The organism is Cupriavidus oxalaticus, from assembly GCF_038900635.1.
Classification (GTDB): domain Bacteria; phylum Pseudomonadota; class Gammaproteobacteria; order Burkholderiales; family Burkholderiaceae; genus Cupriavidus; species Cupriavidus oxalaticus_B.
Map to the genome: position 1 here is coordinate 59,918 of NZ_JAYMRX010000019.1, position 14,163 is coordinate 74,080.

The 14,163-nt window shown below is 67.5% G+C and carries 13 protein-coding genes; 12 read left to right on the forward strand and 1 reads right to left on the reverse strand.

Annotation, left to right across the window (positions count from 1 at the left end; genetic code table 11):
• Positions 1–56: 56 nt before the first annotated feature.
• On the reverse strand, positions 57–1,007 hold the full coding sequence (locus tag VSR71_RS25185) for a LysR family transcriptional regulator (protein WP_342916501.1): 951 nt from the start codon (positions 1,005–1,007) through the stop codon (positions 57–59).
• 178 nt (positions 1,008–1,185) lie between these two features.
• On the opposite strand from VSR71_RS25185, the gene VSR71_RS25190 reads away from it, so the two are divergent.
• The 12 genes from VSR71_RS25190 (at position 1,186) to fba (ending at position 13,934) form a co-directional block, all read left to right on the forward strand.
• Complete coding sequence (locus VSR71_RS25190) at positions 1,186–2,646, forward strand: form I ribulose bisphosphate carboxylase large subunit (protein WP_111516948.1); 1,461 nt, start codon at positions 1,186–1,188, stop codon at positions 2,644–2,646.
• 47 nt (positions 2,647–2,693) lie between these two features.
• Positions 2,694–3,113: a ribulose bisphosphate carboxylase small subunit gene (locus VSR71_RS25195; protein WP_342916502.1), complete on the forward strand. Its 420-nt coding sequence runs from the start codon at positions 2,694–2,696 to the stop codon at positions 3,111–3,113.
• A gap of 180 nt (positions 3,114–3,293) precedes the next feature.
• Positions 3,294–4,229, forward strand: a complete 936-nt coding sequence (gene cbbX / locus VSR71_RS25200; RefSeq protein ID WP_342916503.1) for a CbbX protein — start codon at positions 3,294–3,296, stop codon at positions 4,227–4,229.
• A gap of 2 nt (positions 4,230–4,231) precedes the next feature.
• Positions 4,232–4,993, forward strand: coding sequence for an HAD family hydrolase (locus VSR71_RS25205; RefSeq protein WP_342916504.1), 762 nt, complete (start codon positions 4,232–4,234; stop codon positions 4,991–4,993).
• Position 4,994: 1 nt separating this feature from the next.
• A complete protein-coding gene (gene rpe, locus VSR71_RS25210; protein ID WP_342916505.1) occupies positions 4,995–5,714 on the forward strand; it encodes a ribulose-phosphate 3-epimerase in 720 nt (239 codons plus the stop codon).
• A 69-nt stretch (positions 5,715–5,783) separates the two neighbouring features.
• Positions 5,784–6,878, forward strand: coding sequence for a class 1 fructose-bisphosphatase (locus VSR71_RS25215; protein ID WP_342916506.1), 1,095 nt, complete (start codon positions 5,784–5,786; stop codon positions 6,876–6,878).
• 11 nt (positions 6,879–6,889) lie between these two features.
• On the forward strand, positions 6,890–7,768 hold the full coding sequence (locus VSR71_RS25220) for a phosphoribulokinase (protein ID WP_342916507.1): 879 nt from the start codon (positions 6,890–6,892) through the stop codon (positions 7,766–7,768).
• A 28-nt stretch (positions 7,769–7,796) separates the two neighbouring features.
• A complete protein-coding gene (gene tkt / locus VSR71_RS25225) occupies positions 7,797–9,821 on the forward strand; it encodes a transketolase (protein ID WP_342916508.1) in 2,025 nt (674 codons plus the stop codon).
• The gene (gph, locus tag VSR71_RS25230) at positions 9,821–10,525 is read left to right on the forward strand and encodes a phosphoglycolate phosphatase (RefSeq protein WP_342916509.1); all 705 of its coding nucleotides are present in this window, start codon (positions 9,821–9,823) and stop codon (positions 10,523–10,525) included. The genes tkt and gph overlap by 1 nt, the downstream gene beginning before the upstream one ends.
• Before the next feature lie 63 nt (positions 10,526–10,588).
• Entirely contained in the window at positions 10,589–11,599 is a 1,011-nt protein-coding gene (gap, locus tag VSR71_RS25235; RefSeq protein ID WP_342916510.1) for a type I glyceraldehyde-3-phosphate dehydrogenase, read from the forward strand.
• A gap of 9 nt (positions 11,600–11,608) precedes the next feature.
• Complete coding sequence (locus VSR71_RS25240; protein WP_342916511.1) at positions 11,609–12,847, forward strand: phosphoglycerate kinase; 1,239 nt, start codon at positions 11,609–11,611, stop codon at positions 12,845–12,847.
• A 49-nt stretch (positions 12,848–12,896) separates the two neighbouring features.
• Positions 12,897–13,934 carry a class II fructose-bisphosphate aldolase gene (fba, locus tag VSR71_RS25245; RefSeq protein ID WP_342916512.1) on the forward strand — a complete coding sequence of 346 codons (1,038 nt, stop codon included), beginning with the start codon at positions 12,897–12,899 and terminating at the stop codon, positions 13,932–13,934.
• Positions 13,935–14,163: the final 229 nt, after the last annotated feature.

A 14,163-nucleotide genomic window follows, 5' to 3' on the forward strand; every position in this document is an offset into this window, starting at 1 on the left:
CAGCTTGATCGACATCCGCCGATCGACTGCAAATCCCGATTAACCCACCCGGTTCATCACGCCACGCGCCGCCCAGGCAGCAGCCCCGCATATTCCTTCCCCAGGAACTCCGCCGTGTGCTCCAGCAGATAGGCGCGGCAGCTCTCGCCCGCGGGAGACAGCCGCTTGCTCGCCATATGCGCGACGTGCCAGATGCGCTCGATCGGCGTGCCGGTGACATCCAGCAGCGCGATCTCGCCGGTGCGCAACTCCAGCGACATGGTGTGCAGCGACAGCAGGCTGATGCCCATGCCCGCCATCACCGCCTGCTTGATGGTCTCGTTGCTGCCCAGGGTGATCACCTTGGCCGGCGTGAACAGGTGGTCGCGGAACATGTACTCGGCCACGGTGCGGGTGCCTGAGCCGGGTTCGCGCAGCAGGAAGGTCTCGTGCCGCAGTTCCTGCAGGTCGAATTGCGCGGCATCGTGCAGCGGATGCCGCGGCGAGGCCACCAGCACGTGCGGATGCGCCGCGATGGGTTCCGATACGGCGTCCAGCTCGCGCGGCGGGCGGCCCATCAGCGCGAGGTCGATGGCATTGTCCTGCAGCAGCTGCAGCAGGGTTTCACGGTTGCCTTCGGCGATGCGCAGGTCCACGCCCGGGTGCAGGGCCGTGAAGCCGGCCAGCAGCTTGGGCGCGAAGTATTTCGCCGTGCTGATCAGGCCGATCGTGATCGAGCCGCGGTCCACGTCCTTGACCGCCTGCAGCCCTTCCTCGGCGTCCTTGACCTCGCCCAGGATGCGCAGCGCATGGTGCAGCAGGCGGTCGCCCGGTTCGGTCAGCGTGAGTTGCCGGCCGACGCGCTCGAACAGCGCCAGCCCCACCACGGATTCCAGTTGCTTCACCTGCATCGAGACGGCTGGCTGGGTCAGGTGCAGCTCTTCGGCCGCGCGGACGAAGCTGGCGTGCCTAGCCACGGTGACAAAGATCTGCAGCTGGCGAAGGGTCAGGGCGCGCAGGAAGGACATGGGTAGGGGGGCGGCGTTTTGGTATCCCCGGATGTGCGGTCCGGATGTGCGGTCTGGCTCGCACTTAAGGGATTGCTTATGCGGCCACTAAGAATATCTGAATTTACCTTATAGAGGTGGGCTTATATCTTTGCATCAACGCAGCTGCCACAACGCTCAACCACGCAAGGAGACAAGCATGAACGCACCCGAACCGGTCCAAGCCAAGCCGCGCAAGCGCTATGACGCCGGCGTCATGAAGTACAAGGAAATGGGGTATTGGGACGCGGACTACGAGCCCAAGGACACCGACCTGCTGGCGCTGTTCCGCATCACGCCGCAGGACGGCGTGGACCCGGTCGAGGCCGCCGCCGCGGTGGCCGGCGAGTCCTCCACCGCCACCTGGACGGTGGTGTGGACCGACCGCCTGACCGCCTGCGACATGTACCGCGCCAAGGCCTACCGGGTCGATCCGGTGCCGAACAACCCGGAGCAGTTCTTCTGCTATGTGGCCTACGACCTGTCGCTGTTCGAGGAAGGCTCGATCGCCAACCTGACCGCTTCGATCATCGGCAACGTGTTCAGCTTCAAGCCGATCAAGGCCGCGCGGCTGGAAGACATGCGCTTCCCGGTGGCCTATGTGAAGACCTTCGCCGGCCCGTCCACCGGCATCATCGTCGAGCGCGAGCGCCTGGACAAGTTCGGCCGTCCGCTGCTGGGCGCCACTACCAAGCCCAAGCTCGGCCTGTCGGGCCGCAACTACGGCCGCGTGGTGTATGAGGGCCTGAAGGGCGGCCTGGACTTCATGAAGGACGACGAGAACATCAACTCGCAGCCCTTCATGCACTGGCGCGACCGCTTCCTGTTTGTGATGGACGCGGTCAACAAGGCCTCGGCCGCCACCGGCGAGGTCAAGGGCAGCTACCTCAACGTGACCGCCGGCACCATGGAAGAGATGTACCGGCGCGCGGAGTTCGCCAAGTCGCTGGGCTCGGTCATCATCATGGTCGACCTGATCGTGGGCTGGACCTGCATCCAGTCGATGAGCAACTGGTGCCGCCAGAACGACATGATCCTGCACCTGCACCGCGCGGGCCACGGCACCTACACGCGCCAGAAGAACCACGGCGTGTCCTTCCGCGTGATCGCCAAATGGCTGCGCCTGGCAGGCGTTGACCATATGCACACCGGCACCGCGGTGGGCAAGCTGGAGGGCGATCCGCTGACCGTGCAGGGCTACTACAACGTCTGCCGCGACGCCTACACCCATACCGACCTGACCCGCGGGCTGTTCTTCGACCAGGACTGGGCTTCGCTGCGCAAGGTCATGCCGGTGGCCTCGGGCGGCATCCACGCCGGCCAGATGCACCAGCTGATCAGCCTGTTCGGCGACGACGTGGTGCTGCAGTTCGGCGGCGGCACCATCGGCCACCCGCAAGGGATCCAGGCCGGCGCCACCGCCAACCGCGTGGCGCTGGAAGCGATGGTGCTGGCGCGCAACGAAGGGCGCGACATCCTCAACGAAGGCCCCGAGATCCTGCGTGACGCCGCGCGCTGGTGCGGCCCGCTGCGCGCCGCGCTGGACACCTGGGGGGACATCACCTTCAACTACACGCCGACCGATACCTCGGACTTCGTGCCCACCGCATCGGTGGCCTGACCCTGGCTGGAAGCCACCCCTGCGAACCCACAGAACGAGAGGACATCATGCGCATTACTCAAGGCACCTTTTCCTTCCTGCCCGAGCTTACCGACGAGCAGATCACCAGACAGCTCGAATACTGCCTGAACCAGGGCTGGGCGGTCGGCATCGAGTACACCGACGACCCGCATCCGCGCAATACCTACTGGGAGATGTTCGGGCTGCCGATGTTCGACCTGCGCGATGCCGCCGGCATCCTGCTGGAGATCAACAACGCGCGCAATACCTTCCCCAACCACTACATCCGTGTCACGGCCTTTGACTCGACCCATACGGTGGAATCGGTGGTGATGTCGTTCATCGTCAATCGTCCCGCTGACGAACCGGGCTTCCGCCTGGTGCGGCAGGAAGAGCCGGGCCGCACGCTGCGCTACTCGATCGAGAGCTACGCGGTGCAGGCACGGCCTGAAGGTAGTCGCTACTGAGCAGCCGCTACTGAGCGGCACCGGCTGATCCGCCGCGCAGCGCCGCCACGGCGCTGCCCACCGGCGATTTCCTGACGCTGCCATCCCACGGCGGCGCGGCCTGATGGCCACGCCCCGGGGGGAAGCTGCGCCTTGATGTTCAGCGTACCGATTGATCGATTGCATCCCAGGGAGCCCGTCATGTCCGCACCCGAAACCACCGCGCCGCTGCAGCCGCCTGCCGCCGTGCCCGCAGCCGTGCCCGGATCTCTTGCCGAATCGCTGGCCAGCTCGGGCATTGCGGAGCTGCTGGCCCAGCTCGACCGTGAGCTGATCGGGCTGAAGCCGGTGAAAGCGCGTATCCGGGATATCGCCGCCTTGCTGCTGGTGGACAAGCTGCGCGCCGCGCGCGGCTTCAGCGCGGGAGCGCCCAGCCTGCACATGTGTTTTACCGGCAATCCCGGCACCGGCAAGACCACCGTGGCCATGCGCATGGCGCAGATCCTGCACCAGCTGGGCTACGTGCGGCGCGGCCACCTGGTGGCGGTGACCCGCGACGACCTGGTCGGCCAGTACATCGGCCATACCGCGCCCAAGACCAAGGAAATCCTGAAGAAGGCCATGGGCGGCGTGCTCTTCATCGACGAGGCCTACTACCTCTACCGTCCGGAGAACGAGCGCGACTACGGCCAGGAGGCCATCGAGATCCTGCTGCAGGTGATGGAGAACAACCGCGAAGACCTGGTGGTGATCCTGGCCGGCTACAAGGACCGCATGGACCGCTTCTTCGAGTCCAACCCCGGCATGTCGTCGCGCGTTGCCCACCATATCGATTTCCCCGACTACCAGCTGGATGAGCTGCGCCGGATCGCCGACCTGATGCTGGACGAAATGCAGTACCAGTTCGACGACGAGAGCCGGGCCGTATTTGCCGACTATCTGGCCCGGCGCATGGCGCAACCGCATTTCGCCAACGCCCGCAGCGTGCGCAATGCGCTGGACCGCGCGCGGCTGCGCCACGCCTCGCGCCTGCTGGACAACCCTGGCACGGCGGTGGACGACCGTGCCCTGACCATCATCACGGCCGGGGACCTGCTTGCCAGCCGCGTGTTTGCGCAAGCTACGGCCGCGGAGTAACCATGAAAGCTCTGATCTTCGATGTCGACGGCACGCTTGCCGATACCGAGACCGCGCACTTGCAGGCCTTCAATGCCGCCTTTGCCGAAGTCGGCCTCGACTGGTGCTGGGATGAGGCGCTCTACACGCGCCTGCTCAGGGTGGCCGGCGGCAAGGAACGGCTGATGCATTACTGGCGCATGGTTGACCCGGAAGAAGCGCGCGGCTGCAAGCTCAGGGAAACCATCGACGCGGTGCATGCGATCAAGACCCGCCACTATGCCGAGCTTGTCGGCAGCGGCCAGTTGCCGCTGCGTCCCGGCATTGCCCGGCTCATCGACGAGGCTGGTCGCGCCGGCGTGCCCATCGCCATCGCCACCACCACCACGCCGGCCAATCTGGACGTGCTGTTGCGCACGCCGCTGGGCGCGGACTGGCGCGAGCGCTTCGCTGCGATCTGCGACGCTGGCACTACCGCGGTCAAGAAGCCGGCACCGGACGTCTACCTGGCCGTGCTGGAGCGGCTCGGCCTGGAAGCGGGCGAGTGCCTGGCGATCGAGGATTCGGAAAACGGGCTGCGTGCCGCGCAGGCGGCCGGCATTGCCACGCTAATCACGCCCACAGCCTACACCGGTCAGGACCGTTTCGACGGCGCGCTGCTGGTGCTGCCGCACCTGGGCGACCCGGAGCAGCCGATCGCGCAGCTTCCGGGCGCGGATCACCGCTGGGCCGACCTGGCCGCGTTGCACGCCTGGCACCGCGGCACCCTGTTCGAGGCTGCCTGAGATGCCCGCCACGCTCCCACAAACAATCGGCCAGCGCGCCATCCGCCTGGCCCCATCCATCCTGTCGGCCGATTTCGCGCGGCTGGGCGAAGAGGTGTGCGCGGTCGAGGCCGGCGGCGCGGACCTGATCCACTTCGACGTGATGGACAACCACTACGTGCCCAACCTGACCATCGGCCCGATGGTGTGCGAGGCGATCCGGCCGCTGGTCTCCGTTCCCATCGACGTGCACCTGATGGTGGAGCCGGTGGACGCGCTGATCCCGCTGTTCGCCAGGGCCGGCGCAGGAATCATCAGCTTCCATCCGGAGGCGAGCCGCCATGTGGACCGCACCATCGGCCTGATCCGCGACCACGGCTGCAAGGCCGGGCTGGTGCTCAACCCGGCCACGTCGCCGGGCTGGCTGGACCATACGCTGGACCAGCTCGACCTGGTGCTGCTGATGAGCGTGAACCCGGGCTTCGGTGGCCAGGCCTTCATCCCCGGCGTGCTCGACAAGGTGCGCCAGGTGCGCGCGCGCATCGACCGGCAGCAAGAGGCCGGCGGGCGGGAAGTCTGGCTGGAGGTCGATGGCGGCGTCAAGGCCGACAACATTGCCGCGATCGCGCGCGCGGGTGCCGACACCTTCGTCGCCGGCAGCGCCGTGTTCGGCGCGCCGGATGCCGACGGCGGCTACCGCGGCATCCTGCGCCGCCTGCGCGAGGCCGCCATCGTCACGTAGCCGACATCGTCACGTAGCCAACATCCGGCACCCCACAAGAACACATAGCCAATCAAGAGGAGACCTGTCATGCCTGAAGTGCAAAGGATGACCCTGACGCAGTTCCTGATCGAAGAGCGCCGCCGCTATCCGGACGCCAGCGGCGGCTTCAACGGCCTGATCCTCAATGTCGCCATGGCCTGCAAGGAGATTGCGCGCGCCGTGGCATTCGGCGCGCTGGGAGGCCTGCACGGCAAGGCCGGCGGCCAGGGCGCAGCCGAAGCGGCCGTCAACGTGCAGGGCGAGGTCCAGCAGAAGCTGGACGTGCTCAGCAATGACACCTTCCTGCGCGTCAACGAGTGGGGCGGGTACCTGGCCGGCATGGCCTCGGAGGAAATGGAGGCACCGTTCCAGATCCCCCCGCATTACCCGCGCGGCAAATACCTGCTGGTGTTCGATCCGCTCGACGGCTCCTCCAACATCGACGTCAATGTCTCGGTCGGCAGCATCTTCTCGGTGCTGCGCGCGCCCGAGGGCACGGCCGACGTCACCGAGCAGGCCTTCCTGCAGCCCGGCACCGCGCAGGTCGCGGCGGGCTACGCGCTCTACGGCCCCACCACCATGCTGGTGCTGACGGTCGGCAACGGGGTCAATGGCTTCACACTGGATCCGAACCTGGGGGAATTCTTCCTCACGCATCCCGATCTGCGCGTGCCCGCCGATACCCGGGAGTTCGCCATCAATGCCTCCAACAGCCGCTTCTGGGAGGCGCCCGTCAGGCAATACGTGTCCGAGTGCCTGGCCGGGCAGACCGGTCCGCGCGGCAAGGATTTCAACATGCGCTGGATCGCCTCGATGGTGGCCGAGGCGCACCGCATCCTGATGCGCGGCGGCGTCTTCATGTACCCGCGCGACAGCAAGGACCCGGCCAGGCCGGGGCGCCTGCGCCTGCTCTATGAAGCCAACCCGATCGCCTTCCTGATGGAGCAGGCCGGCGGCCGCGCCAGCACCGGCCGGCAGCCGCTGATGTCGGTGGCGCCCGGCGCGCTGCACCAGCGCATCGGCGTGATCTTCGGCTCGCGCAATGAAGTGGAGCGGATCGAGCGCTACCACACCGAGCAGACCGACCCGGATCTTCCCAATCCCCTGTTCAACGAGCGCAGCCTGTTCCGCGCGTCTGCCTGAGGTACCTGGCCATGTCAGAACGATATCCCATCATCGCCATCACTGGCTCTTCCGGTGCCGGCACCACCTCGGTGACCCGTACCTTCGAAAACATCTTCCGCCGCGAGGGCGTGAAGTCGGTGGTGATCGAAGGCGACAGCTTCCACCGCTACGACCGCGCCGAGATGAAGGTCAAGATGGCCGAGGCCGAGCGCACCGGCAACATGAACTTCAGCCACTTCGGCGAGGAAAACAATCTCTTCGGCGAGCTGGAAGGGCTGTTCCGCTCCTATTCGGAAACCGGCACGGGGATGCACCGGCACTACCTGCACAGCCCGGAGGAAGCAGCGCCGTTCGGGCAGGAGCCCGGCACCTTCACCCAGTGGGAGCCGTTGCCGGCCGATACCGACCTGCTGTTCTACGAGGGTTTGCACGGCGGCGTGGTTACCGACGAGGTCAATATCGCGCGGTATCCCAACCTGCTGATCGGCGTGGTGCCCGTCATCAACCTGGAGTGGATCCAGAAGCTGTGGCGCGACAAGAAGCAGCGCGGCTATTCGACCGAGGCCGTGACCGACACCATCCTGCGCCGCATGCCGGACTACGTGAACTACATCTGCCCGCAGTTCTCGCGCACGCATGTGAACTTCCAGCGGGTGCCGTGCGTGGACACCTCCAACCCCTTTATCGCGCGCGAGATTCCCGCGCCCGACGAAAGCATGGTGGTGATCCGCTTTGCCAACCCGAAGGGGATCGACTTCCAGTACCTGCTGAGCATGATCCACGACTCGTTCATGTCGCGCGCCAACACCATCGTGGTGCCCGGCGGCAAGATGGAACTGGCCATGCAGCTGATCTTCACGCCCTTTGTGCTGCGCATGATGGAGCGCAGCAAGCGCGCCGCGCTGTGACCCATTGCCGTTTGCGAGGACACCACTGATGAACGCCCCCGAACGCATCGATTCCGCATCGCGCTGCGCCAACGCACTGCGCTTCCTGGCCGCCGACGCCGTGGAACAGGCCAAATCCGGCCACCCCGGCGCACCCATGGGCATGGCCGAGATGGCCGAGGTCTTGTGGCGCCGCCACCTGCGCCACAACCCCGCCAACCCGGCCTGGCCGGACCGCGACCGCTTCGTGCTGTCCAACGGCCATGCCTCCATGCTGCAGTACGCGCTGCTGCACCTGACCGGCTACGATTTGCCGATGGCGCAGCTGCGCCAGTTCCGCCAGCTGCATGCGGCGACGCCGGGCCATCCGGAGACCGGCGTGACGCCGGGCGTGGAAACCACCACCGGGCCGCTGGGCCAGGGCCTGGCCAATGCTGTCGGCATGGCGCTGGCGGAGAAGCTGCTGGCCGCCACCTTCAACCGGCCGGGCTTCGACATCGTCGACCACCACACCTATGTGTTCCTTGGCGACGGCTGCCTGATGGAAGGGCTCAGTCACGAGGCCTCCTCGCTGGCGGGCACGCTCCGGCTGGGCAAGCTGATCTGCCTGTACGACGATAACGGCATCTCCATCGACGGGGACGTCGCCGGGTGGTTTGCCGATGACACCCCGCAGCGCTTTGCCGCCTACGGCTGGCATGTGATCGCGGGCGTCGACGGACATGACCCACGGGCCATCGACGCCGCGCTGCATGCGGCGAAAGCCGAGCGCGACCGGCCCACGCTGATCTGCTGCCGCACCGTCATCGGCCAGGGCGCGCCGGCCAAGGCCGGCGGCCACGATGTGCACGGCGCCCCGCTGGGCGAGGCCGAAATTGCCGCGATGCGCGCGACCCTGGGCTGGGAAGCCGCACCGTTCACGGTGCCGGCCGACGTTGCCGATGCCTGGGATGCGCGCGCCCAAGGCGCCGCGCGCGAAGCCGAATGGGAGGCGCGCTTCGCCGGCTATTGCGCCGCGCACCCCGACCTGGCCGAGGAGTTCCTGCGCCGTGTCCAGGGCTGCCTGCCGAACGGCTTCGACGCGGCACTGCTCGCGCAGCTGGAGGCGCAACCGGACGCACCTTCGCCGCTGCAAGGCAAGATCGCCACGCGCAAGGCCTCGCAGCTGTGCCTGGAGGCGCTGACGCCAGCCTTGCCCGAGCTGCTGGGCGGCTCGGCCGACCTCACCGGTTCCAACCTGACCAACGTCAAGGCTTCGGTCTGGATCAATCATGCCGGCCACGGCAACTACGTGAGCTACGGCGTGCGCGAGTTCGGCATGGCGGCGGTCATGAATGGCATTGCGCTGCACGGCGGGCTGATTCCCTACGGCGGCACCTTCATGACCTTCTCGGACTACTCGCGCAACGCCATCCGCATGGCGGCGCTGATGCGCCTGCGTGTGGTCCACGTGCTGACCCACGATTCCATCGGCCTGGGCGAGGACGGGCCCACGCATCAGCCGGTGGAGCATGCCGCCAGCCTGCGGCTGATCCCGAACAACCGGGTCTGGCGCCCGTGCGATGGCGCCGAAACCGCATACGCGTGGCTGGCCGCGCTGCGGCGCGAGGACGGCCCCACCTGCCTGGTGCTGTCGCGCCAGGCGCTGACGCCGTTCGAGCGCGATGCGGCCCAGCGCGACGCGATTGCGCGCGGCGGCTACGTGCTTCGCGATGCGGCGGCGCCGCGCGTGGTGCTGGTCGCTACCGGCTCCGAGGTGGAAATCGCCATGCGCGCGGCTGCGCAGCTGGCCGATGCCGGCATCGCCGCGCGCGTGGTGTCGATGCCCTGCATCGAACTCTTCTACGCACAGGACGCGGCGTACCGCGACACGGTGCTGCCGCCGGACCTGCCGCGCGTCAGCGTGGAGGCGGGCGGCACCTGGTTCTGGCGCGGCGTGGTGGGCGAGCGCGGCGTTGCGCTGGGCCTCGACACCTTTGGCGAGTCGGCACCCGCCGAGGCGCTGTACCAGCACTTCGGCCTGACCCCGGCCCATGTCGCGGCGGCCGCGCTGGCCGTGCTGGAGGACGCGTGATGGCTGCCAATTCCACCAATACCATGCCCTGCGCCGCGGTACTGATCGACCTCGACGGAACACTGGTCGACAGCGCGCCGGACATCGTCGGCGCCGCCAGCCGCATGCTGGCCGATCTCGGCAGCCCGCCGCTGCCGTTCGAAACCGTGGCCGGATTTATCGGCCGCGGCGTGCCCAACCTCGTGCGGCGCGTGCTCGAGACCGCGAATCTGGCCACGCGGGTGGACGCCGACGCAGCGGTGGCGCTGTTCCACCGCCACTATGCCGACACCAACGGCCGCCTCGGCACTGTGTTCCCCGGCGTGGAGGCCGGCCTCGCGGCGCTCAGGCGCGAGGGCTACCGCCTTGCCTGCGTGACCAACAAGCCGCGCGCGCTGGCGGTGCCGCTGCTGGCCATGACCGGCCTGGCCGCCCATCTGGAAGTGCTGGTCGCCGGCGATTCGATTGCGCAGATGAAGCCGGACCCCGAACCGCTGCGCCATGCCTGCCGGCTGCTCGACGTCGATCCCGCGCAGGGCGTGCTGGTGGGGGATTCACCGGTGGACGTGCAGGCGGCACGCGCGGCCGGCATGCCGGTCTGCCTGGTGCGCTACGGCTACGCAGGGCCCGGCGGGCCGGCGGCGCTGGGCGCGGATGCGCTGATCGATTCGCTGGAGGCATTGCCGGCGCTGCTGGCGCCGGCACGGCTGGCGCCGGCCGCCTGAGCTTGCGCCGGTGCGCGATCCTGCCCGGCAGAAAGGACATCAAGACAACAACATGGAGACAGCATGACTATCAAGGTTGCCATCAATGGCTATGGCCGCATCGGCCGCAATGTGCTGCGCGCCCACTATGAAGGCGGCAAGCGGCACGATATCGAGATCGTCGCCATCAACGACCTCGGCAACGCCGCGACCAACGCCCACCTGACCCAGTACGACACCGTCCACGGGCGCTTCCCCGGGGAGGTCTCGGTCGACGGCGATGCCTTCCGCGTCAACGGCGACCGGATCCGCGTGCTGGCCCAGCGCAATCCGGCGGAATTGCCGTGGGGCGAGCTGGGCGTGGACGTGGTGATGGAGTGCACCGGCCTCTTTACCAGCAAGGAAAAGGCCTCGGCCCACCTGAAGGGCGGCGCGAAGAAGGTGATCATCTCCGCGCCGGGCGGCAAGGACGTCGACGCCACCATCGTCTATGGCGTGAACCACCACGTGCTGAAGGCGACGGACACGGTCATCTCCAATGCCTCGTGCACCACCAACTGCCTGGCGCCGCTGGTCAAGCCGCTGCATGAAAAGCTGGGCGTGGTGAACGGCCTGATGACCACGGTGCATGCCTACACCAATGACCAGGTGCTGACCGACGTCTACCACGAAGATCTGCGCCGTGCGCGTTCGGCAACCATGTCGATGATCCCGACCAAGACCGGCGCCGCCGCCGCGGTGGGGCTGGTGCTGCCGGAACTGGACGGCCGGCTCGATGGCTTTGCGGTGCGCGTGCCGACCATCAACGTGTCGCTGGTGGACCTGTCCTTCGTCGCCGCGCGGCCCACCACCGTCGAGGAAGTGAACGGCATCCTGAAGGCCGCGGCGCAGGGCGAACTCAATGGCATCCTGGACTACAACGCGGCGCCGCTGGTCTCGGTGGATTTCAATCACAACCCCGCTTCGTCCACCTTCGACGCCACCCTGACCAAGGTCAATGGCACCCTGGTCAAGGTCTCGGCCTGGTATGACAACGAATGGGGCTTCTCCAACCGCATGCTGGATACCGCGGTGGCGTTGGCCAGTGCCCGCTAGCAGGAGGCCATGATGAGCGAATCCCATGCCGCGCACGCGCTACCACAATCCACGGCGCCGCACACGCTGGCCGCGCTGCTCGCCACAGGCGGGCTGGCTGGCAAGCGGGTCTTCATCCGCGCCGATCTCAACGTCCCGCAGGACGCCGCCGGGCAGATCACCGACGACACCCGTATCCGCGCTTCCGTGCCGGCCATTGCGGCCTGCCTGCAGGCGGGCGCCGCGGTGATGGTCACTTCGCATCTGGGCCGGCCCGAGGAAGGGCAGCCCGACCCGCGCTACAGCCTGGCGCCGGTGGGACGCCGCCTGTCGGAACTGCTGAGCCGCCAGGTGCCGCTGCTGTCCGGCTGGATCGAAGGCGGCTTCCAGGTGCCGCCCGGCCAGGTGGTGCTGCTGGAAAACTGCCGCATGAACCAGGGCGAGAAGAAGAACAGCGACGAACTGGCCCAGAAAATGGCCCGCTTGTGCGATGTCTATGTGAACGACGCCTTCGGCACCGCGCACCGCGCCGAGGCCACCACCCATGGCATCGCCAGGTACGCGCCGGTCGCCTGCGCCGGCCCGCTGCTGGCCGCCGAGATCGATGCGCTGGGCAAGGCCCTGGGCCAGCCGGCGCGTCCGCTGGTGGCGATCGTGGCCGGTTCCAAGGTATCGACCAAGCTGACCATCCTGAAGTCGCTGGCCGACAAGGTCGACCACCTGATCGTCGGCGGCGGCATCGCCAACACCTTCATGCTGGCGGCCGGCCTGAAGATCGGCAAGTCGCTGGCCGAAGCCGACCTGGTCGGCGACGCCAGGGCCATCATCGACATCATGGCCAGGCGCGGCGCCTCGGTGCCCATTCCCGTCGACGTGATCTGTGCCAAGGAATTCAGCGCGACCGCCGCGGCGACCGTCAAGGACGTCAAGGACGTGGCCGATGACGACATGATTCTGGACATCGGTCCCAAGACCGCCGCCCTGCTGGCCGAGCAGCTGACGGCCGCCGGCACCATTGTCTGGAACGGCCCGGTGGGCGTGTTCGAATTCGACCAGTTCGGCAACGGCACCAGGGTGCTGGCGCAGGCCATCGCCGAATCCAGGGCGTTCTCGATCGCCGGCGGCGGTGACACGCTGGCCGCCATCGCCAAGTACGGCATCGCCGACCGCGTGGGTTACATCTCCACCGGCGGCGGCGCATTCCTGGAATTCCTGGAAGGCAAGGCGCTGCCCGCACTGGCCGTGCTGGCACAGCGCGCCGCCACCTGACTGCGACGAATCCGCCCACCGCATCCGCAACAAGCAAAGGAGACTCATCATGGCACTCATATCCCTGCGCCAGCTACTGGACCACGCGGGAGAGTTCGGCTACGGCGTGCCGGCTTTCAACGTCAACAACCTGGAACAGATCCACGCGATCATGGAGGCGGCGGAGGAAACCAACAGCCCCGTGATCCTGCAAGCCTCGGCCGGTGCCCGCAAGTATGCGGGCGAGGCCTACCTCCGGCATATGGTGCTGGCCGCCGCCGAGACCCATCCGGACATTCCCATCGTGCTGCACCAGGACCACGGCTCCAGCCCGGCGGTGTGCCAGGCTTCGATCCGCTCCGGCTTTACCAGCGTGATGATGGACGGCTCGCTGCGCGAGGACATGAAGACGCCCGCCGACTACGACTACAACGTCGACGTCACGCGGCGCGTGTGCGAGATGGCGCATGCCGTGGGCGTGTCGGTGGAGGGCGAACTGGGCTGCCTGGGCTCGCTCGAGACCGGCCTGGCCGGCGAAGAGGACGGCGTGGGCGCGGCGGGCACGCTGTCGCACGACATGATGCTGACCGATCCGGCGCAGGCGCGCGACTTCGTCGCCCGCACCGGCGTGGACGCGCTGGCCATCGCCATCGGCACCAGCCACGGCGCCTACAAGTTCTCGCGCCAGCCCACCGGCGACATCCTGGCGATGGACCGCATCCGCGAGATCCATGAGCAGATTCCCGATACCCACCTGGTGATGCACGGCTCCAGCTCGGTGCCGCAGGAATGGCTGGAAATCATCCGCCAGTACGGCGGCGACATCAAGGAGACCTACGGCGTGCCGGTCGAGGAGATCCTGCGCGGCATCAGGAACGGCGTGCGCAAGGTGAACATCGACACTGACATCCGCCTGGCCATGACCGGCGCCATCCGCAAGTCGCTGTCCGAGGACCGCAGCGAGTTCGATCCGCGCAAGGCACTGCTCGCCGCCAAGAAGGGCGCGAAGGGCGTGGTGAAGCTGCGCTTCGAGGCCTTCGGCTGCGCCGGGCAGGCGGCGCGGATCAAGCCGGTAGGGATGGAGAGGATGGCGGGGCTTTACCGTTAGCGATTCTCGCAGCGCCACCCCATGCATACGCTCCCCTCTCCCGCGCGCGGGAGAGGGGTAGGGGTGAGGGCCGGAGCGTCAACGAAGCAGCGCGTGTCGGTATGCCGGGGCCAGCCCTCACCCCCTGCCCCTCTCCCGAAAGCGGGAGAGGGGAGTACACCGGCAGCAAGCAGTAACGGCAATGCGCATGATCCACTGCAACGCCGCCCTAAAGCCAGGCGCGGCACAA